This is a genomic window from Pseudomonas sp. PDM13 (assembly GCF_025685765.1).
GTDB classification, from domain to species: Bacteria; Pseudomonadota; Gammaproteobacteria; order Pseudomonadales; family Pseudomonadaceae; genus Metapseudomonas; species Metapseudomonas solani.
The window spans coordinates 1-19,861 of sequence record NZ_JAOTQU010000031.1 but is presented as its reverse complement, the minus strand read 5'-3'; the positions used below and the strand labels follow the sequence as shown (position 1 = coordinate 19,861).

The following is a 19,861-nucleotide window of genomic DNA, read 5'->3' as shown; positions in this document are numbered from 1 at the left end:
TCAACCGCGCGGAGCGACGGCAGGTTTGGCGTTCTGTTCGGCGACACGCGGTGCGTCACGGCCTTCCACGCTCTGGCGCAGGCGGGCCAGCTCGGCGAGGGTGTTCTCGTCGGCCATGGGCACGGACTGCGGGTCGACGGTGGCGCCGGGCATGGTGTGCTGCAGGCCGTTGACCACGATCTTCTCGCCCTTGGCCAGGCCGGTGCGGATGATGCGCAGCCCCTGGACCTTCGGGCCGAGCTCGATGGAGCGGTAGGCCACGGTGTTGTTCTCGCCCAGGACCAGGACGAACTTCTTGCCCAGGTCGGTGCCGATGGCATCGTCCTTGATCAGCGCGGCGGGGTAGGTGTCGCTGCCGACCAGCTTGATGCGGGCATAGAGGCCGGGGGTGAAGCGGCCGTCCTTGTTGTCGAACACGGCGCGGCCACGGATGGTGCCGGTGCGTGGGTTGACCTGGTTGTCGAGGAAGTCCAGCTGGCCCAGGTGCGGGTTGCCGGTCTCGCTGGTCAGGCCCAGGTACACGGGGCTGGCGCCACGGGCGTCGCCGCCGGCCTTGCGGGCCAGTTCGACGTACTTGAGGAAGACGCGTTCGTCGGCATCGAAGTAGGCGTAGACCTTGTCGGTGGAGACCACGGAGGTGAGCAGCGACTGGCCAGCGTTGACCAGGTTGCCTTCGGTGATTTCGGCACGGCTGACACGGCCATCGATGGGCGAGGTGACGCGGGTGAAGCTGAGGTTGAGCTTGGCGTTGTCCAGCTCGGCCTGGGTGGCGGCGACAGCGGCCTGGGCTTCCTGGGCGGCGCTGCTGCGGGCATCGGCCAGCTCGGCGGAGATGGCGTTGCTCTGGCGCAGACGATCACCGCGACGGGCCTCGTTGAGGGCGCGGGTCTGGCTGGCACGGGCCTGTTGCAGCTGGGCTTCGAGGCGTTTCACTTCGGCCTGGAAGGGGCGCGGGTCGATCTGGAACAGCAGGTCGCCTTTCTTGATCAGGCTGCCTTCGCGGAAGGACACGTGATCGATGTAACCGGAGACGCGCGGACGGATCTCGACGGATTCAGGCGCTTCGAGGCGGCCGGTGAATTCGTCCCATTCGTTGATCGGCTGTTGCAGCACCTCGGCCACGCTGACCTTGGCGGCAGCGGGTGCAAGCGTGGCTTCCGGGGCCTTACCGCACGCCACCAGCACCAGCAGGGATGCGAGGGTGAGGCCGGTACGCCAGGTGGATTGAGTGGACTGTTCCATGTGTAGCTCCGCCATTTGGATTTGTAGATGGGGCGGAGTCTGCTGGCTGGCTCGTTCGCGGACGAATCGAACGCCACGAAGATAAATATCACCGTCAGTGATAAATCACTTTTTTCCATTGATAGTAGGTGGCTAGCCCTGCGAAACCGCCCTGGAATGGGGCTTTTGGCGGCTCCCCGCATGGTTTCAGGGCATTCACGGGATTGCTTGCAACGGCGAATCGGGGCGGTTCTATCGATAGAAGCGAATGGCTGTTGCTTTTCATCGATTCGGGCCGGCGCTCATTCGTAGGAGCGAGCTCTGCTCGCGAAGCGCCGTGCCGTGAATATTCGGTGGGCTGAAGCCCACCCTACAGTCGTGCCCCCAACAGGACCGCACCTGTAGGCACGGGGGCACCCGTAGGAGCGAGCTCTGCTCGCGAAGCTTTTGTGCAGCAAACACTGCTGGGCGGTGCGTGGGTGGATTACTCGAGGCTATCCGGGTCACCGCAGTACATCTGGATGCGCGAACGCAGCCAGCGTTCTGCCGGGTCGTTGTCCTGGGCGCCGCGCCAGGCCATGGACAGCTCGAAGGAACGGCCGCCGTAGGGCGGGTCTTCCGCGCGCAGGCCGCCGGCGGCGGTGAGGGCGGCGGCGGTGTAGTCGGGCACCACGGCGACGATGTCGGTGCCGGCGAGCAGCGCGCCAAGGCCGTTGAACTGGGGCACGGCCAGCACCACGCGGCGCTTGCGGCCGAGCTTTTCCAGTTCCTCGTCAACGAAGCCGGAGAGGTCGCCCGCGTAGGACACCAAGGCGTGGGGGCGTTCGCAGTAATCCTCCAGGCTCAGCGCGCCGGGTATCGCGTCGGCGCGCAGCAGCTTGGACTTGGAGCGGCGGATGGTCTTGCGCTTGGCGTTGGCCGGCAGCTCGTCGGTGTAGCTGACGCCCACGGAGATTTCGCCGGACGCCAGCAGGTTGGGCATCAGCAGGTAGTTGGTGCGGCGCACCACCAGCACCACGCCGGGTGCCTCGGCGCGCAGGCGGCGGAGCAGGGCGGGCAGCAGGCCGAACTCGACGTCATCGGACAGGCCGATGCGGAATACCGCGTTGCTGGTGGCCGGGTCGAAGTCGGCGGCACGGCTGACGGCGGTGGAGATGGAGTCCAGCGCCGGGGAGAGCAGGGCGAAGATTTCCACCGCCCGCGCCGAAGGCTCCATGCTGCGGCCGGTGCGCACGAACAGCGGGTCGTCGAAAAGGGTACGCAGCCGCGCCAGGGCGGCACTGATGGCGGGCTGGCCGAGGAAGAGCTTCTCCGCCGCCCGTGTCACGCTGCGCTCATGCATGAGCGTCTCGAACACGATCAGTAGATTGAGGTCAACTCTACGTAGGTCGTTCCTGTTCATGCAGGGCTACTTCCGAAATGAGTGTGTGAAAAATGAGGCTCTGCAGCGCGGTCGTCAAGGCTCACATCATCCGTGTTTATGACAACTATTGATGCGCGCGGGTGGTTTTAGGGATAAAGCCCGGATAGAGTCCATGGCCATGACAGAGTCACAGGCGAGGTGTGTGATGTCCCGCATGATCCGTTTTCATCAATTCGGCGAGGCCGATGTGCTCAAGCTGGAAGAGCTGCCCACCCCAAAACCGGGGTTCGGCGAAGTTCTGGTGCGCACCCAGGCGCTGGGCGTCAGTTGGAAAGACGTGCTCTGGCGGCAGAATCTGGCTTCCGAACAGGCCCGTCTGCCTGCCGGGCTCGGCTTCGAGCTGGCCGGCGTGGTAGAGGCCGTTGGCGAAGGTGTCGATGACCTGCAGCCCGGCATGGCCGTGGCCAGCTTCCCGTCCGCCACCCCGAATACCTATCCGGCCTGGGGCGACATCGTATTGATGCCGCGCCGTGCCCTGACCCGCTATCCCGAGGTGCTGACCCCGGTCGAAGCCGCCGTGCACTACACGCCGCTGCTGCTGGGTTACTTCGCCCTGGTCGAACTGGCCAAGGTCAAGCCCGGCCAGCATGTGCTGATCACCGAGGCCGGCCATTGCCTGGCGCCGCAGTCGGTGCAGCTGGCCAAGGCACTGGGTGCGATCGTCATCGCCTCCACCAGCTTCCCGGAAAGCCGTCCCTTCCTTAAAGAGCTGGGCGCCGACAAGGTCATCGTCACCGAGGAGCAGGACCTGGTCCTGGAAGTCGAGCGCTTCACCGCCGGCAAGGGCGTGGAAGTGGTGCTGGACCAATGCGCCGGCCCGCAGATGAAGCTGCTGGGCGATGTCGCGTCCCCGCGCGGCAAGCTGATCCTCTATGGCATCAACGGTGGCAACGATGCAGCCTTCCCGGCCTGCGCGGCCTTCAAGAAGCACCTGCAGTTCTTCCGCCACTGCGTGATGGATTTCACCGGTGACCCGGAAACCGGCCTGGAGCGTGATGACGCGGCCGTGCAGCGAGCCCTCGCGCATATCAACCAGATGACCGGCGACCGTTTGCTCAAGCCGGTCATCGACCGGGTCTTCGAGTTCGCCGACTTCGTCGAAGCGAGCCGCTACATGGAAACCTGCCCGGCCGGTGGCCGCGTGGTGATCCACGTCGCCGATTGACCCGCGTTGCAATGGGCTTCACCGAATCCGGCGCCATGTGCGCCGGTTTTCGTTTTCGCCGGCCGGGTGCCGATCGTCGCAACGGCGTTCATCGACGCACGGAATCGGCCAGGCTCGAAGGGGCGCCAGTGTGTGATGCCGGGTTGCCGCTTCGGTAGCAGGATTCTGCAGGATTCTTGCCTGATCCTGCCTAAGTGGTTTCCCGCCCAAGACGCGCCCCGCGCGCGCAAGTAGAGTTGTCGCCTGATCCGGAGGGGCTGAAACCATGACCACACCCGCAACCCTCGAAGAACAGGGGCGCAGCGCACCCCTGGGGCCGCAAGCCAGGCTCGCGCGCCTGATTGAACGATTCGCCCGGGAAGAGGGCGTCAACCACACGCCCATCCCACGCCTGTCGCTGTTCCGCGCCACCGCTGCCACCGAGCCCATCCACTGCCTCTACGAGCCCGCCCTGGGCATCGTCGTGCAGGGCTGCAAGCAGGCGATGCTCAATGACGAGACCTACATCTACGGCCAGTCCCAGTACCTGATCGTGTCCCTCGACCTGCCGGTGATCGGCCAGGTGCTGGACGCCACCCCCGAAGTGCCCTTCCTCAGCATGCGCCTGGACCTGGACCCGGCGCGCATCAGCGAGCTGCTGCTGGAAATGGACAGGCCGCCGGCGGTGACCAGCTCCGCGCGCGGCATCTCGGTGTGCAGCCTGGACGAGCCCCTGCAGGACGCGGTGATCCGCCTGGTGAGCCTGCTCGACACCCCCGACGACATCGCCGTGCTGGCGCCCCTGGTGGAACGCGAAATCCTCTACCGCCTGCTGCTGGGCGAGCGCAGCGCGCAGCTGCGCCAGATCGCCTGCGTCGGCAGCCACACCCAGCGCATCGCCAAGGCCGTGAGCTGGCTGAAGAACAACTACCACCGGCCGCTGCAGATCGGCTCCCTGGCCGGCGAGGTGAACATGAGCACCTCGGCGCTGCACCACCACTTCAAGTCGGTCACCGCCATGAGCCCGCTGCAGTTCCAGAAGCAGCTGCGCCTGCAGGAGGCGCGCCGCTTGATGCTCGCCGAGGCGCTGGACGCCGCCACCGCCGGCAGCCGTGTGGGCTACGAGAGCCCCTCGCAATTCAGCCGCGAATACAGCCGCCTGTTCGGCGAGCCGCCGCAGCGCGACATCGCGCGCCTGCGCCAGAGCGCCTGATACCGCTCCGCTGGTCGTCCCGCCGCCGCAACGACGCTGGGACGGCCAGGGAGCTTCTACCCTGAAACAACCGTGCCCTGAACCGGCCCTCCCGTGGCCGGTGAACCATGAATCCATACCCGTAGAGGTGGAGAAGCCGATGATCACCCTGAACCTGAATGGCCAAGACAAGGAACTCGATATCGCCCCCGATATGCCGTTGCTCTGGGCATTGCGCGACGTCGCCGAAATGACCGGCACCAAGTACGGTTGCGGCATGGCCCTGTGCGGGGCCTGCACCGTGCACGTGGACGGGCAGCCGACGCGGGCCTGCATCACCCCGGTGTCGATGCTGGTGGGCAAGAAGATCACCACCATCGAGGCGGTGGGCGATGACGCGGTGGGCAAGGTGGTGCAGGAGGCCTGGCGCAAGCTCGACGTGGTCCAGTGCGGCTACTGCCAGTCGGGGCAGATCATGGCGGCCACCGCGCTGCTGGCGGGCAACCGCAAACCCAGCGATGCCGATATCGATGCGGCCATGAGCGGCAATATCTGCCGCTGCGCCACCTACGTGCGCATCCGCGCGGCCATCCACGAAGCAGCCGGCCAACTGGCCTGAGGAGCACCGACATGGGCAAGATCGAAACCCAGACCGCGCCGGGCAACGGCATCCTCAACATCAGCCGCCGCACCTTCCTCCAGGGCAGCGGCGGGCTGGCCCTGGGCGTGCTCTTCGCGCCGCTGCTGGACGCCGCCGAGATGTTCGCCGCCGACGCGCGCTTCGAACCCAACGCCTTCGTGCGCATCGCCCGCGACGGCACCGTGACCGTGGTCGCCAAGCACGTGGAAATGGGCCAGGGCGCCTACACCGGCCTCGCCACCCTGGTGGCCGAGGAACTGGACGCCGACTGGAGCCGCGTGGTGGTCGAAGGCGCGCCGGCCAACGCTGCCGTCTACAACAACCTGGCCTTCGGCACCCTGCAGGGCACCGGTGGCAGCAGCGCCATGGCCAACTCCTTCGAGCAGATGCGCAAGGCCGGGGCCAGCGCCCGGGCCATGCTGGTGGCCGCCGCCGCGAAGCAATGGAAGGTGCCGGCCGAGGCCATCACTGTCAGCGAGGGCGTGGTCGCCCATGCCGCCTCCGGCAACAAGGCGGGCTTCGGCGACCTGGCCGAGGCGGCCGCGCAGGAAGCGGTGCCCACCGAGGTGAAGCTCAAGCAACCGAAGGACTTCAAGCTCATCGGCCAACTGACCGCCAAGCGCAAGGACAGCCACGACAAGACCAACGGCACCGCCGTGTTCACCCAGGACTTCAAGCTGCCGGACATGCTGGTGGCCGTGGTCGCCTACCCGCCGCGCTTCGGTGGCGTGCCCGGGAAGGTGGACGCGAGCAAGGCCAAGGCCATCGCCAACGTGGTGGGCGTGGTCGAATTCCGTGACCTGCCCCATGGCCGCGCCGGGGTCGCCGTGTTGGCGAAGAACACCTGGGCCGCGCGCCAGGGCCGCGATGCGCTGGTCATCGAATGGGACGAGAGCAAGGCCTTCAAGCTGGGCAGCACCGAGATCTTCGCCAAGTACCGCGAGAGCGCCGGCAAGCCCGGGCTGATGGCCACGCGCACCGGCGATGTGGACGCCGCGCTGGCCAAGCCGGCGAAGCTGATCGAGGCGGAGTTCGAATTCCCCTACCTGGCCCACGCAGCGATGGAGCCGATGAACTGCCTGGTCAAGCTCGGCGACGGCGCCTGCGAGATCTGGAACGGCGAGCAGTGGCAGACCGGCGATCAGGTGGCCGTGGCCAAGTACCTGGGCATCCCGGTGGACAAGGTCGCCATCACCCAGCTCTACGCCGGTGGCAGTTTCGGCCGCCGCGCCAACCCGGTGTCGGACTACCCGCTGGAAGCCGTGGCCGTGGCCAAGGCCGCACGGGACCAGGGCATCAAGGCGCCGGTGAAACTGGTCTGGACCCGCGAAGACGACACCCGTGGCGGCTACTACCGCCCGGCCTACCTGCACCGTGCGCGCCTGGCGCTGGACGCCGAGGGCAAGCTGCTGGCCTGGCACCACCGCATCGTCGGTCAATCCATCGTCAAGGGCACCGGCATGGAAGCCTTCCTGGTCAAGGACGGCATCGACAACACCTCGGTAGAAGGGCTGGCGAACCTTTCCTACGCCGTGCCCAACCTGCAGGTGGAGCTGGCCACCCCTGATGACATCCTGGTGCCGGTGCAATGGTGGCGCTCGGTGGGCCACACCCACACCGGCTTCGCCGCCGAAGTGCTGATCGACGAAGCCGCCACCACGGCCGGCAAGGACCCCTACGACTACCGCCACGCGCTGCTGGAGAAACACCCGCGCCACCGGGGCGTGCTGGAGCTGGTGGCCGACAAGGCCGGCTGGAAGCAGCCGCTCAAGGCCGGCGGGGAGGGCGAGAAGCGCGGCCGTGGTATTGCCGTACACGAGTCCTTCGGCAGCTACGTGGCCCAGGTGGTGGAAGTGACGGTGAAGGCCGACGGCAGCTACAAGGTGGATCGTGTGGTCTGCGCCGTGGATTGCGGCGTGCCGATCAACCCCGACGTGATCCGTGCGCAGATGGAGGGCGGCATCGGCTTCGGCCTGGCGGCGGCGCTGCACAGTGCTGTGACGCTGAAGGATGGTGCCGTGGAGCAATCCAACTTCCACGACTTCCAGGTGCTGCGGATGAACGAAATGCCGGCGGTGGAGGTGCACATCTTGCCGTCCACCGAGCAGCCCACGGGCGTGGGTGAGCCCGGTGTGCCGCCCCTGGCACCGGCGTTGGCCAATGCCCTGCACGCGGCTGTAGGTGTGCGCCTGCGGACCCTGCCGTTCCCCGCCCAGGTCAAGGCCTGAGGCGGCGCGACCGGGCCGCCGTTATCAGGCGGCCTGGTTGCGGATCAGCTGGCGCAGGGCGCGGCGTTCGGCGATGGGCGTCGGGGCCTGGAGCATCTCGAAGGTGCCGTCTTCCTGGCAGATGGCGACTTCGGTCTCGAAGTGCAGGTGGAACTCATCCAGGGTCACGTGGGTGACCAGGTAGCTGCTGTCGACGAATTTCGAGTGAGCGGTCATGGCGGTCGTCTCGGTTCATGGGGCACAAGGCCGATGAGCGAATCTTGCCGGTCCGCTGGCAATCGGAGAATTGAAAGGGGCTGATGGTCAGTATCAGCGGTGTCGATGCTTGCCGTTGCGCTGACGCCTGGTGCGGCAGCGTCCCTGTTTCCTCGCCCTCGCGGCGGCTCTATAGTGGGCGCCGGATGCCGGGCCAGGCCCCGGCGAAGCTGATTGCCAAGGAGTGAATCCCATGTCGAACCCCGTCACCATGCGCGCCCTCGTACTCGAGGATTACCAGAGCGGCCGCTTCACCCAGCAGGAGATCGCTCGCCCGGTCGCCGGCGAAGGCCAGGTGCTGGTGCGCATCAAGGCCAGCGGGGTGAACCCCATCGACTACAAGATCCGCACCGGCCGTGCGCCCTACGCCGACCCGGCGCTGCCGGCGGTGCTGGGCACCGAACTGGCCGGCGTGGTGGAGGCGGTGGGCGTGGGCGTGACGCGCTTCAAGGCCGGTGACGAGGTCTATGGCCTGGTCGGCGGCGTGCGCGGCCTGCAGGGCACCCTGGCGGAGTTCGTCGCGGCGGACTGGCGCCTGCTGGCGCTGAAACCGAAGAACCTGAGCATGCGTGAAGCCGCGGCGCTGCCGCTGGTGTTCCTCACCGCCTGGGAAGGCCTGGTGGACAGCGCGCGCCTGCATTCCGGGCAGACGGTACTGGTGACCGGTGGCTCCGGCGGCGTCGGCCATATCGCCGTGCAGATCGCCAAGGCCTTCGGCGCCGAAGTGTTCGCCACCGCCTCGCCGGCCAAGCACGAAATGGTGCGCGGCCTGGGTGCCACGCCCATCGATTACCACACCACCAAGGCGGCCGATTACGTGGCGGCCTTCACCGGTGGCAAGGGCTTCGATGTGGTCTACGACACCGTGGGCGGCAGCTCCCTGGACGACGCCCTGGAGTCGGTGCGCATCCGTGGTCACGTGGTCAGCTGCGCGGCGTTCGGCAACCACAGCCTGGCGCCGTCGTCCCTGCGTGCGGCGACCCTGAACGGCATCTTCGTGCTGCTGCCCATGCTCACCGGCGAGGGCCGTGCCCACCATGGCGAAGTCCTCGCCGATGCCACGCGCCTGGTGGAAGCCGGCAAGCTCAAGCCGGTGCTCGACCCGCGTCATTTCACCCTGGCGACCGCCCATGATGCCCACGATGCGGTGGAGCAGGGCACCGCCTTCGGCAAGGTCGTTATCGATATCGCCGAGTGAGCCCGCAGTTGCAGCCGTAGGATGGGTAGAGCGCAGCGAAACCCATCCTACGGGTGCCGGGAGGTTAGCCCGTAGGGCGGGTGCAACCCGCGATTTCCCGCCCACGGCTTATCGGGAATTCAGGGCTCCAGCGGAACCCAGGCCGGATCGGAAAGCCGCTCCACCAGCCGATCGAACACCAGCCGCACCCGGGGTGATACCGGGCCGCGCTGGGGGCGGTAGGCGAACATCTCCCAGGCCGGCGACTCGTTGTCGCTGAGCACCCTCACCAACTGGCCGCTGCGGATATGCGGCGTCACCAGGTAGCTGGGCAACTGGCCGAAGCCGGTGCCGGCCAGCACCGCTGCGCACTCGCATTCCTGGTCGTCGGTGGTGAAGGCGGCGCGTTGTGGCTGCATCTGCCGGCCCTCGGCGAAGGTCCAGGGCCACAGGCGCCCGGTGTTGCCATCGATCAGCGCGGTGGTCGGCACACGGTTCAGCGCTTCGATGTCCTCGGGCGCGCCGACGCGCTCCAGCAGCTTCGGCGACCCCACCACATAGAGCGGCACGCGCGCCGTGGCGCGGGCGATGTAGCGGCGGTCACGGATGAAGCCCATGCGCACACCGATATCGATCTGCTCGTCGACGGAGTCGGTCATCTGGTCCGACAGGCGCATGTCCAGGACGATTTCCGGGTGTTCGCGCTGCAGCTCTGCCAGCAGCGGCAGCACGTAGCGGCGGCCGATGGAGCGGGGCGCGGTGATGCCCACGCGCCCGGCCATGCCGTCCTGGCCCTGGCGTGCGTGGCGCTGGAACAGCTGGTCGAAGCTGCCCAGGGTCTCCCGCGCCTGGGTCGCCAGCTGCTCGCCGTAGGCGGTGATCTGCACCTGCCGCGTGCTGCGGTGGAACAGCGGCTCGCCCACCAGTTGCTCCAGCTCCTTGATGGCCCGGGTCACGGTCTGCGGGGACGCGCTCAGGCGCGTGGCTGCCTCGCGGAAGCTGGCGGACTCGGCGGCGATGCAGAAGATGCGCAGCATCTCCATTCGATTGAGCATGGCGGATGACCTTTGGATTGTTCCGATTCATGGAATTCCGCAATCCTAATACTTCCATTCCCTGGTCGTCATCGGCTTCCCATACTGGCCCCCAACAGCAGGAACACCTCCTGCCAGCAGCCAACCTGAGGAACCCGACATGAGCACCAATATCAACGGCAAAGTCATCGTCATCACCGGCGCCAGCAGCGGCCTCGGCGAAGCCACCGCCCGCCACCTGGCCGCCCTGGGCGCCTCGGTGGTACTCGGCGCCCGCCGCGTCGACCGTCTCGACGCGCTGGTCAGCGAAATCACCGCCGCCGGCGGCAAGGCCGTGGCTTTCGCCACCGACGTCACCGATGCGGCCCAGGTCCGCGCCCTGGTGCAGGGCGGCATCGACGCCTTCGGCCGCATCGACGTGCTGGTCAACAACGCCGGCCTGATGGCCATCGCGCCGCTCGCCGAAACCCCGGTGGAGGAGTGGGACCGCATGATCGACATCAACATCAAGGGCGTGCTCTACGGCATCGCAGCCGCGCTGCCGGTGTTCCAGCAGCAGCGCAGCGGCCAGTTCATCAACGTCGCCTCGGTGGCCGGGCACAAGGTGTTCAGCCCGGGCGGCACCGTGTACAGCGGCACCAAGTTCGCCGTGCGCGCCATTAGCGACGGCCTGCGCCATGAAGTGGGCGGCGACATCCGCGTCACCGTCATCTCCCCCGGGGCGGTGGATTCGGAACTGAAGCTCGGCAGCTCCCACGAGGAAAGCCGCCAGGCCCTGGGCGAGTTCTACAAGCTGGCGATCCCCGCCGAATCCGTTGCCCGCGCCATCGCCTACGCGGTGGAGCAGCCGGCCGAGGTGGACATCAGCGAAGTGGTGCTGCGCCCGACCGTGCAGGACTTCTGATCGAGCGGGTGCACCTGCGCAGCAAAACGAAACGGCCCCTGACGGGGCCGTTTTTTCATTCGGGCTTCAGGCATAACGTCCTTGGCGTGTGGCCTGCGCCATCGGCTCTGCCTGTGACAATTTGAATTGAGAGTCCTGCAGAATGAACTCGTGCCGTAGGGTGTGCCGTGCGCACCTCCGCTCGGTGCTTCCAGCGAGTCCCAGGTGCGCGCAGCACACCCTACATCTGAGCCACGAGCTTCTCTGGCTGTTCGCCGGCTCACTTCGACAGGCGCACCGCCAGCTCATCCACTTCCACCGCCCAGTCGGCGTCCTGGACCAGGGCGTTGCGCAGGAAGGCGCTCTGGGCCTCGTTCCAGAAGGGCGCGTCCTGGATCTTCTGGCCGTCGGCGAGGTGGTGGTCGGCGATGAAGGCTTCGATCTGGCGGTGGTCGGACTCCAGGCCGAGCTGCTCGAACAGGGTGGCGAGGTTGTGCGGGGTCGTATCCATGGATGGGCTCCGGTACGGGTGGGAAAGGTGCAAGGACTATAGACCCGTGCCAGCCACTTTCGGTGCCACCGGAAGCTGCGCTAAGGTGGCGCGCCCCGCCCATGGAGGGCGGGTGATGGAGAAGGGAACCCATGCATTTCAATGCCCTGGTGCCGGAGCTGCTGGTGCGGGACTTCGCCCATAGCCTGGATTTCTACTGCCGCGTGCTGGGCTTCGAGGTCGCCTACCAGCGGCCCGAGCATCGCTTCGCCTACCTGCGCCTGGGTGAAGCCCAGCTGATGCTGGAAGAGGATGACGGCGAGGCCTCGGAATGGCGTGTCGAACCGCTGGAGGCGCCGTTCGGGCGTGGGCTCAACCTGTCCATTCGCTGTGCCGATGCGCTCGCCCTGATCGCACGCATCGAGGCGGCCGGCGTGCCCTTGCGGCGTGGGGCGCTGGAACGCTGGTACCGCCAGGACGAACAGGAGCACGGCGAGTGCAACTTCCTGCTGCAGGACCCGGACGGCTACCTGTTGCGTTTCCACCAGAGCCTGGGCATGCGGGCGTTCAGTGGGGTTCTGCCGGAGCAGGGGTGACGAGGGCCTTGAGCTGGGTTGCGGCTCCAGGATCAAGGGCTTCGCGAGCAGAGCTCGCTCCTACGGTTGGCGGCGGGTGTGTGTGGCGTCGCGTGGCGGGAATTCTTTGCCGATGCCACGGAACCCGCGCCGCTGCGCTGGTTCAAATCGGCACGGATTCCCCCTCACATGCCGATTCCCGGAGCTGTCATGCGCGTGCACACCAAACTTCTGTTGGCAGGTCTCTGCTTCCTTCCCCTCGCCGGTTGCTTCAAGGGCGAGATCGATCAATCGTCCCTCTGCACCTACAGCTCCGACGCCGAGGCGCGCCAGTGCAAGGAAGGCGAGCTGTCCTGGTTCAAACCCACCCAATGGAACAACGAGCAACTGCCGCTGAGCGTCGCCGCGGCCTACTGCAACTTCAACCACGAGGTGATGTACAACAACGCGGGCGTGATCTGCGTGTTCACCGAGAAGCGCATGAGCCTGGTGAAGAACAGTCAGTAACCCCGCCGAGCGCCCACAAAAAAGCCAGCATCAGCTGGCTTTTTTTGTGCCCGGGCGCCGGATCAGCGCTTGCCCATGGAGCGGCGCGAGCCGCGCGGTGCCGCGCCGGGGCGCTGGCCGCGGTCGTGGCCCTTGAGGGTCTGGTACCAGGGCACGTTCTGTTTCTTCACGGCCTTGGCGGGGGTCGCAGCCTCGGTGCTGCCTTCGGCTTGGGGCTGTTGCTCGGGGCTGGTGGGTTCGTTGGTGTTCATGGTCGGTCCGGGGGCGCCTGGGCGCCGGTTCGCTTGTGGTTGGCCGTGATTGAGGCGCGCAATCATACATCAACTCGATTTCGCCTGCCGTGGCTTCGGCCCGATGGATTTCCGGGTTCCCAAGGCGGCCGAAAAGGGCCCTGAAAAGTCCTGACCTGACATGAGTCAAAGTGACTCATTGCCGATTGGCGGATGATTTCTTCCATCGAAATCCAGCCATTCGGGACACCAAGATGAAGCAGCCAAGCAAGCAGAAACTGACCTGGGCGGTGGCGGTGCTGGCCGCCGTGGCGGTCGCCGCCGGCGCCTGGTGGGTGTTGCGGCCCGCCGGCCTCGGCGAGGGCTTCGCCAGCGGCAACGGCCGCATCGAGGCCACCGAAGTGGATGTGGCCACCAAGCTGGCCGGCCGCGTCGCCGAGATCATGGTCGACGAGGGCGACTTCCTCACCCCCGGCCAGGTCGTGGCGCAGATGGACACCCAGGTGCTGAAGGCGCAGCTGGCCCAGGCCCAGGCCCAGGTGCGCCAGGCCGAGAACGCCCGGTTGACCGCCCAGGCCCTGGTGGCCCAGCGCGAAAGCGAGCAGGCCACGGCCAAGGCGGTGGTCAGCCAGCGCGAGGCGGAGTTGGTGGCGACCCAGAAGCGCTTCGCCCGCACCGAAACCCTGGTCAAGCGCAATGCCATGCCCCAGCAGCAACTGGACGATGACCGCGCGGTGATGCAGAGCGCCCAGGCGGCGCTGGCGGCCTCGCGCTCCCAGGTGATTTCCGCCCAGGCCGGCATCGAGGCGGCCAAGTCCCAGGTGATCGAGGCGCAGTCGGCCATCGAGGCGGCCAATGCCAGCGTCGCCCGCCTGCAGGCGGACATCGACGACAGCCTGCTCAAGGCGCCCCGCGCCGGCCGCGTGCAATACCGCGTGGCGCAGCCGGGCGAAGTGCTGCCGGCCGGCGGCAAGCTGCTCAACCTGGTGGACCTGGGCGACGTCTACATGACCTTCTTCCTGCCCGCCGGCCAGGCCGGCCGCGTGCACCTGGGCGACGAGGTGCGGCTGATCATCGATGCGGTGCCGCAGTACGTGATCCCCGCCAAGGTTTCCTACGTGGCCAGCGTCGCCCAGTTCACGCCGAAGACGGTGGAAACCGCCAGCGAGCGCGAGAAGCTGATGTTCCGCGTCAAGGCACGCATCGACCCGGCGCTGCTCAAGCAGCACATGACCGCAGTGAAGACCGGCGTGCCCGGCATGGCCTACCTGCGCCTGGACGCTGAGCAGGAATGGCCGCAGCAGCTGCAGGTCAAGGTGCCCTGATGAACGCCTCAAACGGCAACGTCGCGCGCCTGGCCGGGGTCAGCCTGGGCTACGGCGAGACCTTCGCCCTGCGCGAGGTCGACCTGGCGATCCCGGCCAACCGCATGGTCGGGCTGATCGGCCCGGACGGCGTCGGCAAATCCAGCCTGCTGGCCTTGCTGGCCGGGGCGCGGAAGATGCAGCAGGGCGAGATCGAGGTGCTGGGCGGCGACATGCGCTCTGCCCGCCATCGCCGCGCCATCTGCCAGCGCGTCGCCTACATGCCCCAGGGCCTGGGCAAGAACCTCTACCCGACGCTGACGGTGTTCGAGAACGTCGATTTCTTCGGCCGCCTGTTCGGCCACGACCGCGCCGAACGCGAGCGTCGCATCGACGACCTGCTGCGCAGCACCGGCCTCGATCCCTTCCGCGAGCGCCCGGCGGGCAAGCTCTCCGGCGGCATGAAGCAGAAGCTCGGCCTGTGCTGCGCGCTGATCCACGACCCGGACCTGCTGATCCTCGACGAGCCCACCACCGGCGTCGACCCGCTGTCGCGCAACCAGTTCTGGGAGCTGATCGGCCGTATCCGCCAGGGCCGCCCCGGCATGAGCGTGCTGGTGGCCACCGCCTACATGGAGGAAGCCGAACACTTCGACAGCCTGGTGGCGATGGACGCCGGGCGCGTGCTGGCCACCGGCAGCCCGGCCGAGATACGCCAGCAGACCGGCACCGACAGCCTGGAAGCGGCCTTCATCGCCCTGTTGCCGGAAGAAAAGCGCCGCGACCACCGTCGCCTGGTCATCCCACCACTGCCCGCCGGCGAGCGCGCGGTGGCCATCGAGGCGGACGGGTTGACCTGCCGCTTTGGCGATTTCGTCGCCGTGGACCGCGTCAGCTTCCGTATCGAGCGCGGGGAGATCTTCGGCTTCCTCGGCTCCAACGGTTGCGGCAAATCCACCACCATGAAGATGCTCACCGGCCTGCTGCCCGCCAGCGAAGGCAGTTGCGCGCTGTTCGGCCAGCCGGTGGATGCCGGCGACATGGCCACGCGGCGGCGGGTGGGCTACATGTCCCAGGCGTTCTCCCTGTACCGCGAGCTGAGCGTGCGGCAGAACCTGGTGCTGCATGCGCAGCTGTTCCACCTGCCAGCCGAGCGCATCGAGGCGCGGGTGGCGGAGATGCTCCAGCGCTTCGACCTGGCCGGCGTGGCCGACGAGCTGCCCGACGCGCTGCCGCTGGGCATCCGCCAGCGCCTGTCCCTGGCGGTGGCGGTGATCCACCAGCCGGAGATCCTCATCCTCGACGAGCCCACCTCGGGCGTCGACCCGGTGGCCCGCGACGGCTTCTGGGAGCTGATGATCGACCTGTCGCGCAACGACGGCGTGACCATCTTCATCTCCACCCACTTCATGAACGAGGCCGAGCGCTGCGACCGCATCTCGCTGATGCATGCCGGCCGCGTGCTGGCCAGCGACACCCCGGCGGCGCTGGTGGCCGAGCGCGGCCTGCCGAGCCTGGAAGCCACCTTCATCGCCTACCTGGAGGAGGCCGCCGGCATCGCCTCGGCACCCGCCAGCGCACCGAGCGTCACCGCCCAGGCCGAAGCCCCGCGTGACCAGCGCTTCAGCCCGCAGCGGCTGTTCAGCTATGCGCGGCGCGAGGCCATGGAGCTGCGTCGCGACCCGATCCGCCTGACCCTGGCGCTGCTCGGCACCGTGCTGCTGATGTTCATCATCGGCTACGGCATCAGCATGGATGTGGAGGACCTTTCCTATGCGGTGCTCGACCGCGACCAGACCACCACCAGCCAGGCCTACACCTTGAACCTGTCCGGTTCGCGCTACTTCATCGAGCGGGCGCCCATCCACGACTACGCCGAGCTGGACCGGCGCATGCGCAGCGGCGAGCTGAGCCTGGCCATCGAGATTCCGCCGGGCTACGGCCGCGACCTCAAGCGTGGCGCCAGCCCCGCCGTGGGTGTGTGGATCGACGGCTCCATGCCCACCCGCGCCAACACCGTGGCCGGTTACGTCCAGGGCATGCACCTGGGCTACCTCGCCGAGCTGGCCCGGCAATCCCCGGAGGGCGGCGCACAGGCCGCCGCCAGCGTGGAGGTGCGCTACCGCTACAACCCGGACGTGGAGAGCCTCAAGGCCATGGTGCCGGCGGTGATCCCGCTGCTGCTGATCATGATCCCGGCGATGCTCACCGCCCTCGGCGTGGTGCGCGAGAAGGAGCTGGGCTCGATCACCAACCTCTATGTCACACCGGTCACGCGGCTGGAGTTCCTGCTGGGCAAGCAACTGCCGTACGTGGCCATGGGCATGGTCAGCTTCCTGTTGATGGTGGCCCTGGCGGTGTTCGTGTTCGGCGTGCCGCTCAAGGGCAGCTTCGCCACCCTGGTGCTGGCGGCGCTGTGCTACGTCACGGCCGCCACCGGGCTCGGCCTGTTCCTCTCCACCTTTATGCGCAGCCAGATCGCCGCGGTGTTCGGCGTGGCCATCGCCACCATGGTGCCGGCCATCCAGTTCTCCGGGCTGGTGCACCCGGTGTCGTCCCTGGAGGGGGCGGCAGCGGCGATCGGCCAGGCCTATCCCGCCACCCATTTCCTGATCATCAGCCGGGGCGTGTTCTCCAAGGCGCTGGGGTTCTCCGACCTGGCCTTCTACTTCGTCCCGTTGCTGCTGACCATTCCCTTGCTCACCCTGTTCAGCGTGCTCTCGCTGAAGAAGCAGGAGGCCTGACCCATGCGCAGCCTGGCCAATATCTTCCACCTGGGGCTCAAGGAGTTCCGCAGCCTGCAGCGCGACTACGCGATGCTGGTGCTGATCCTCTGGGCCTTCAGCCTGGGGGTGTACAGCTCCGCCACCGGCATCCCGGAAACCCTGCACCACGCGCCCATCGCCGTGGTCGACGAGGACCGCTCGCAGCTCTCCACGCGGCTGGTCAACGCCTTCCAGCCGCCATACTTCCGCACCCCGGAACTCATCGACCAGGGGCGCATGGACCGGGGCATGGACACCGGGCTCTACACCTTCACCCTGGACATCCCGCCGGACTTCCAGCGCGACGTGCTCGCCGGGCGCACCCCGGCGGTGCAGCTCAACGTCGACGCCACGCAGATGGGCCAGGCCTTCAGCGGGGCGGGGTACATCCAGAACATCGTCAATACCGAGGTCAACGAATTCGTCGCCCGCTATCGGGGTGCGAGTGCCATGCCGGCGGAACTGGCGGTGCGCACGCTGTTCAACCCCAATCTGACCCAGGCCTGGTTCGGCGGGGTGATGGAGGTGATCAACCAGATCACCATGCTGTCGATCATCCTCACCGGCGCGGCGCTGATCCGCGAGCGCGAGCACGGCACGGTGGAACACCTGCTGGTGATGCCGCTGTCGGCCTTCGAAATCATGCTGGCCAAGGTCTGGTCCATGGGCACGGTGGTGCTGGTGGCCGCGGCGCTGAGCCTGGTGTTCGTGGTGCGCGGCTGGCTGGCGGTGCCCATCGAGGGCTCCCTCGGGCTGTTCCTGGTGGCGGCGGCGCTGCACCTGTTCGCCACCACCTCCATGGGCATCTTCCTCGGCACCGTGGCGCGCTCCATGCCGCAACTGGGGCTGCTGACCATCCTCGTGCTGATGCCGCTGCAGATCCTGTCCGGCGGTACCACGCCGCGGGAGAGCATGCCCGAGCTGGTGCAGCAGATCATGCTGGCGGCGCCCACCACCCACTTCGTCGCCCTGGCCCAGGGCATCCTCTATCGCGGCGCGGGGCTGGAGATCGTCTGGCCGCAGTTCCTCGCCATCATCGGCATCGGCAGTGCCTTCTTCCTCGCCGCCCTGACGCGCTTCCGCCGCACCATCACCCAGATGGCCTAAGCGCCACCCCGAGGCCCGCCTTGTAGGGTGGGCCGGGCGGCGCTCCGCTTCAGCCCACGCTGTGAAGCGAGACGCCCAGCACTCGCCATAGCTGCCAGGCAGCGAACCCCAGCAGGAACAGCCCCGCCACCTGGTCGATGCGTCGCAGCAGGCGCCCGTCCAGGCGGTGGCGCACGGCGGCGACGCCCAGCGACAGGGCCAGCCACCACAGTGCCGAACCGCAGAACACCCCGGCGACCATCAGCAGCGCGTTCGCCGTACCGGGCGCGGCGCCGGCACCCAGGCCGGCGAAGACCGCGACGAAGGCGAGGATGGTCATGGGGTTGGTCAGGGTCAGCGCGAAGACCGAGGCCAGCGCCCGCCAGCCACTGCCGGGCTCCGCCAGGCTGGCGGCTTGCCGTGCGGGTGCGGTACGCAACAGACGGATGCCCATCCACGCCAGGTAGCCCGCGCCCAGAAACGCCAAGGGCGTGGCCAGCGCCACGAAGCCCTGGATCAGCGCCTGCACCCCGAAGGCGCCCAGAGCACCGAAGCAGGCGTCGGCCAACGCGGCACCGAGGCCGCTGAGAAAACCGATGCGTGCCCCATGAAGCAGGCTGCGCTGGATGCAGAGCAGGCCGACAGGCCCCACCGGCGCGGCGATGGAGAGGCCGATCAAGGCGGATTTGAAGAACAGCGCTAAGTCCATCGGGCGGTACCGGGCAGGGGGCGGGATGGCATTATTTTGCGGGCCACTGAAGCGGCTTTGAATGCAGAAGCTACGGTAGTTATCGTGCTTTGCCTTAAATGCTCTCGTATTTACCCGTGAGGACCTTAATCATGGAGCTTGATGCCAAATCCTGGAAAATCCTCCAGGCCGTGCAGGCCGAGGGGCGGATTTCCCTCACCGAGCTGGCCAACCGGGTGGCGCTGTCCTTGCCGGCCACCTCGGAGCGGCTCAAGCGGCTGGAAGAGGCCGGGGTGATCGAGGGCTATCGCGCCTGCGTCTCCGCCGAGCAGGCGGGCTACGAGGTGATGGCGCTGATCGGCATGACCACGCCCCAGCCGGACAAGGCGCGGCTGGTCGCCTTGCTGCAACAGATGCCCGAGGTGCTGGAATGCCTCCATGTCACGGGGCAGGACTCGTTCGTGCTGCGGGTGGTGACGCGCAATATCCGCCACCTGGAGCGCTTCGTCGGCAGCATCAATCACTTCGGCGAGACGCGCACATCCATCGTCATGTCGCAGCCGATTCCGCTGCGCCCACTGCAATCGCCGGAAGGCGTCGGGCAGGAATGAACGCGGGATAGAGAAAGAGGGAAGGGTAGATGCACTGAAGGCGCCTTATTGGCGCCTTCAGCATTTACGGGCTGGGTACATCGCTCAGACCTCGCGCGTGGTTCCTGGGTCGGGTTGCAAGCTGTGCAACGGCCTATCAGGAGACGCGGAAGCCGGGGGTGCGGTCGGAACCGTCTTCAGCAACGCGGAAGCCGGGAGTGCGGTCGGAGCCGTCTTCAGCAACACGGAAGCCCGGAGTGCGATCGGAACCGTCTTCGGCTACGCGGAAACCAGGAGTGCGATCGGAGCCGTCTTCAGCGACACGGAAGCCGGGAGTGCGGTCGGAGCCATCTTCAGCGACACGGAAGCCAGGGGTGCGGTCGGAGCCGTCTTCAGCAACACGGAAGCCCGGAGTGCGATCGGAACCGT

Annotated in this window: 19 protein-coding genes and 1 pseudogene; 12 read left to right on the top strand and 8 right to left on the bottom strand. The window is 67.4% G+C overall.

Going from position 1 to position 19,861, the window contains the following annotated elements; all coding sequences use genetic code 11:
* Positions 1–1,242 carry a multidrug efflux RND transporter periplasmic adaptor subunit MexE gene (gene mexE / locus OEJ36_RS26085; protein ID WP_021217311.1) on the bottom strand — a complete coding sequence of 414 codons (1,242 nt, stop codon included), beginning with the start codon at positions 1,240–1,242 and terminating at the stop codon, positions 1–3.
* Between the two features lie 463 nt (positions 1,243–1,705).
* Complete coding sequence (locus OEJ36_RS26080; protein WP_031286975.1) at positions 1,706–2,623, bottom strand: LysR family transcriptional regulator; 918 nt, start codon at positions 2,621–2,623, stop codon at positions 1,706–1,708.
* A 166-nt stretch (positions 2,624–2,789) separates the two neighbouring features.
* Here OEJ36_RS26080 and OEJ36_RS26075 point away from each other — a divergent pair, with 166 nt between their 5' ends.
* The 4 genes from OEJ36_RS26075 (at position 2,790) to OEJ36_RS26060 (ending at position 7,848) form a co-directional block, all read left to right on the top strand.
* Positions 2,790–3,809, top strand: coding sequence for a zinc-dependent alcohol dehydrogenase family protein (locus tag OEJ36_RS26075; protein ID WP_263403986.1), 1,020 nt, complete (start codon positions 2,790–2,792; stop codon positions 3,807–3,809).
* Positions 3,810–4,074: 265 nt separating this feature from the next.
* Positions 4,075–5,001 carry an AraC family transcriptional regulator gene (locus OEJ36_RS26070; protein ID WP_021217308.1) on the top strand — a complete coding sequence of 309 codons (927 nt, stop codon included), beginning with the start codon at positions 4,075–4,077 and terminating at the stop codon, positions 4,999–5,001.
* A gap of 139 nt (positions 5,002–5,140) precedes the next feature.
* Entirely contained in the window at positions 5,141–5,599 is a 459-nt protein-coding gene (locus OEJ36_RS26065; RefSeq protein WP_043244769.1) for a (2Fe-2S)-binding protein, read from the top strand.
* An 11-nt stretch (positions 5,600–5,610) separates the two neighbouring features.
* Complete coding sequence (locus tag OEJ36_RS26060; RefSeq protein WP_263403985.1) at positions 5,611–7,848, top strand: xanthine dehydrogenase family protein molybdopterin-binding subunit; 2,238 nt, start codon at positions 5,611–5,613, stop codon at positions 7,846–7,848.
* Between the two features lie 24 nt (positions 7,849–7,872).
* On the opposite strand, the gene ptrC is transcribed toward OEJ36_RS26060, so the two are convergent.
* Positions 7,873–8,064 (bottom strand): type III secretion system co-regulatory protein PtrC, encoded by a 192-nt coding sequence (ptrC, locus tag OEJ36_RS26055; RefSeq protein ID WP_021217305.1) that lies wholly within the window; start codon positions 8,062–8,064, stop codon positions 7,873–7,875.
* Positions 8,065–8,296: 232 nt separating this feature from the next.
* Here ptrC and OEJ36_RS26050 point away from each other — a divergent pair, with 232 nt between their 5' ends.
* Positions 8,297–9,301 (top strand): zinc-dependent alcohol dehydrogenase family protein, encoded by a 1,005-nt coding sequence (locus OEJ36_RS26050; RefSeq protein ID WP_263403984.1) that lies wholly within the window; start codon positions 8,297–8,299, stop codon positions 9,299–9,301.
* A gap of 119 nt (positions 9,302–9,420) precedes the next feature.
* Here the strand turns inward: OEJ36_RS26050 and OEJ36_RS26045 are convergent, their stop codons facing one another.
* Entirely contained in the window at positions 9,421–10,335 is a 915-nt protein-coding gene (locus OEJ36_RS26045; protein ID WP_263403983.1) for a LysR family transcriptional regulator, read from the bottom strand.
* 139 nt (positions 10,336–10,474) lie between these two features.
* Between OEJ36_RS26045 and OEJ36_RS26040 the strand changes: the two genes are divergently transcribed.
* A complete protein-coding gene (locus OEJ36_RS26040; protein WP_021217302.1) occupies positions 10,475–11,218 on the top strand; it encodes an SDR family oxidoreductase in 744 nt (247 codons plus the stop codon).
* A 259-nt stretch (positions 11,219–11,477) separates the two neighbouring features.
* Here the strand turns inward: OEJ36_RS26040 and OEJ36_RS26035 are convergent, their stop codons facing one another.
* The gene (locus tag OEJ36_RS26035) at positions 11,478–11,708 is read right to left on the bottom strand and encodes a DUF2789 domain-containing protein (protein WP_263403982.1); all 231 of its coding nucleotides are present in this window, start codon (positions 11,706–11,708) and stop codon (positions 11,478–11,480) included.
* 131 nt (positions 11,709–11,839) lie between these two features.
* Between OEJ36_RS26035 and OEJ36_RS26030 the strand changes: the two genes are divergently transcribed.
* On the top strand, positions 11,840–12,283 hold the full coding sequence (locus OEJ36_RS26030; protein WP_263403981.1) for a bleomycin resistance protein: 444 nt from the start codon (positions 11,840–11,842) through the stop codon (positions 12,281–12,283).
* Positions 12,284–12,472: 189 nt separating this feature from the next.
* The gene (locus tag OEJ36_RS26025; protein WP_184489109.1) at positions 12,473–12,769 is read left to right on the top strand and encodes a hypothetical protein; all 297 of its coding nucleotides are present in this window, start codon (positions 12,473–12,475) and stop codon (positions 12,767–12,769) included.
* A gap of 62 nt (positions 12,770–12,831) precedes the next feature.
* Here OEJ36_RS26025 and OEJ36_RS26020 read toward each other — a convergent pair whose 3' ends face one another.
* On the bottom strand, positions 12,832–13,020 hold the full coding sequence (locus tag OEJ36_RS26020) for a hypothetical protein (protein WP_263403980.1): 189 nt from the start codon (positions 13,018–13,020) through the stop codon (positions 12,832–12,834).
* A gap of 233 nt (positions 13,021–13,253) precedes the next feature.
* On the opposite strand from OEJ36_RS26020, the gene OEJ36_RS26015 reads away from it, so the two are divergent.
* Genes OEJ36_RS26015 through OEJ36_RS26005 form a run of 3 tightly spaced genes read left to right on the top strand, consistent with a single transcriptional unit; the run spans position 13,254 to position 18,175 of the window.
* The gene (locus OEJ36_RS26015; RefSeq protein WP_263403979.1) at positions 13,254–14,324 is read left to right on the top strand and encodes an HlyD family secretion protein; all 1,071 of its coding nucleotides are present in this window, start codon (positions 13,254–13,256) and stop codon (positions 14,322–14,324) included.
* On the top strand, positions 14,324–17,047 hold the full coding sequence (gene rbbA / locus OEJ36_RS26010) for a ribosome-associated ATPase/putative transporter RbbA (protein ID WP_263403978.1): 2,724 nt from the start codon (positions 14,324–14,326) through the stop codon (positions 17,045–17,047). The genes OEJ36_RS26015 and rbbA overlap by 1 nt, the downstream gene beginning before the upstream one ends.
* A 3-nt stretch (positions 17,048–17,050) precedes the next feature.
* Entirely contained in the window at positions 17,051–18,175 is a 1,125-nt protein-coding gene (locus tag OEJ36_RS26005; protein WP_263403977.1) for an ABC transporter permease, read from the top strand.
* 49 nt (positions 18,176–18,224) lie between these two features.
* Here the strand turns inward: OEJ36_RS26005 and OEJ36_RS26000 are convergent, their stop codons facing one another.
* The gene (locus OEJ36_RS26000) at positions 18,225–18,863 is read right to left on the bottom strand and encodes a LysE family translocator (protein WP_263403976.1); all 639 of its coding nucleotides are present in this window, start codon (positions 18,861–18,863) and stop codon (positions 18,225–18,227) included.
* 131 nt (positions 18,864–18,994) lie between these two features.
* On the opposite strand from OEJ36_RS26000, the gene OEJ36_RS25995 reads away from it, so the two are divergent.
* Complete coding sequence (locus OEJ36_RS25995; RefSeq protein WP_043244780.1) at positions 18,995–19,453, top strand: Lrp/AsnC family transcriptional regulator; 459 nt, start codon at positions 18,995–18,997, stop codon at positions 19,451–19,453.
* Between the two features lie 136 nt (positions 19,454–19,589).
* Here the strand turns inward: OEJ36_RS25995 and OEJ36_RS25990 are convergent.
* Positions 19,590–19,861, bottom strand: a pseudogene (locus OEJ36_RS25990) (hypothetical protein); the annotation flags it as partial.

What these genes read in the sequence shown, in the direction of transcription:
- OEJ36_RS26065 (WP_043244769.1), top strand. Translation starts at nt 5,141, where the DNA reads ATGATCACCCTGAACCTGAATGGCCAAGACAAGGAACTCGATATCGCC.
- OEJ36_RS26025 (WP_184489109.1), top strand. Translation starts at nt 12,473, where the DNA reads ATGCGCGTGCACACCAAACTTCTGTTGGCAGGTCTCTGCTTCCTTCCC.
- OEJ36_RS26020 (WP_263403980.1), bottom strand. Translation starts at nt 13,020, where the DNA reads ATGAACACCAACGAACCCACCAGCCCCGAGCAACAGCCCCAAGCCGAA.
- mexE (WP_021217311.1), bottom strand. Translation starts at nt 1,242, where the DNA reads ATGGAACAGTCCACTCAATCCACCTGGCGTACCGGCCTCACCCTCGCA.
- ptrC (WP_021217305.1), bottom strand. Translation starts at nt 8,064, where the DNA reads ATGACCGCTCACTCGAAATTCGTCGACAGCAGCTACCTGGTCACCCAC.
- OEJ36_RS26050 (WP_263403984.1), top strand. Translation starts at nt 8,297, where the DNA reads ATGTCGAACCCCGTCACCATGCGCGCCCTCGTACTCGAGGATTACCAG.
- OEJ36_RS26070 (WP_021217308.1), top strand. Translation starts at nt 4,075, where the DNA reads ATGACCACACCCGCAACCCTCGAAGAACAGGGGCGCAGCGCACCCCTG.
- OEJ36_RS26000 (WP_263403976.1), bottom strand. Translation starts at nt 18,863, where the DNA reads ATGGACTTAGCGCTGTTCTTCAAATCCGCCTTGATCGGCCTCTCCATC.
- OEJ36_RS26080 (WP_031286975.1), bottom strand. Translation starts at nt 2,623, where the DNA reads ATGAACAGGAACGACCTACGTAGAGTTGACCTCAATCTACTGATCGTG.
- OEJ36_RS26035 (WP_263403982.1), bottom strand. Translation starts at nt 11,708, where the DNA reads ATGGATACGACCCCGCACAACCTCGCCACCCTGTTCGAGCAGCTCGGC.
- OEJ36_RS26060 (WP_263403985.1), top strand. Translation starts at nt 5,611, where the DNA reads ATGGGCAAGATCGAAACCCAGACCGCGCCGGGCAACGGCATCCTCAAC.
- OEJ36_RS25995 (WP_043244780.1), top strand. Translation starts at nt 18,995, where the DNA reads ATGGAGCTTGATGCCAAATCCTGGAAAATCCTCCAGGCCGTGCAGGCC.
- OEJ36_RS26005 (WP_263403977.1), top strand. Translation starts at nt 17,051, where the DNA reads ATGCGCAGCCTGGCCAATATCTTCCACCTGGGGCTCAAGGAGTTCCGC.
- OEJ36_RS26040 (WP_021217302.1), top strand. Translation starts at nt 10,475, where the DNA reads ATGAGCACCAATATCAACGGCAAAGTCATCGTCATCACCGGCGCCAGC.
- OEJ36_RS26030 (WP_263403981.1), top strand. Translation starts at nt 11,840, where the DNA reads ATGCATTTCAATGCCCTGGTGCCGGAGCTGCTGGTGCGGGACTTCGCC.
- OEJ36_RS26015 (WP_263403979.1), top strand. Translation starts at nt 13,254, where the DNA reads ATGAAGCAGCCAAGCAAGCAGAAACTGACCTGGGCGGTGGCGGTGCTG.
- OEJ36_RS26075 (WP_263403986.1), top strand. Translation starts at nt 2,790, where the DNA reads ATGTCCCGCATGATCCGTTTTCATCAATTCGGCGAGGCCGATGTGCTC.
- rbbA (WP_263403978.1), top strand. Translation starts at nt 14,324, where the DNA reads ATGAACGCCTCAAACGGCAACGTCGCGCGCCTGGCCGGGGTCAGCCTG.
- OEJ36_RS26045 (WP_263403983.1), bottom strand. Translation starts at nt 10,335, where the DNA reads ATGCTCAATCGAATGGAGATGCTGCGCATCTTCTGCATCGCCGCCGAG.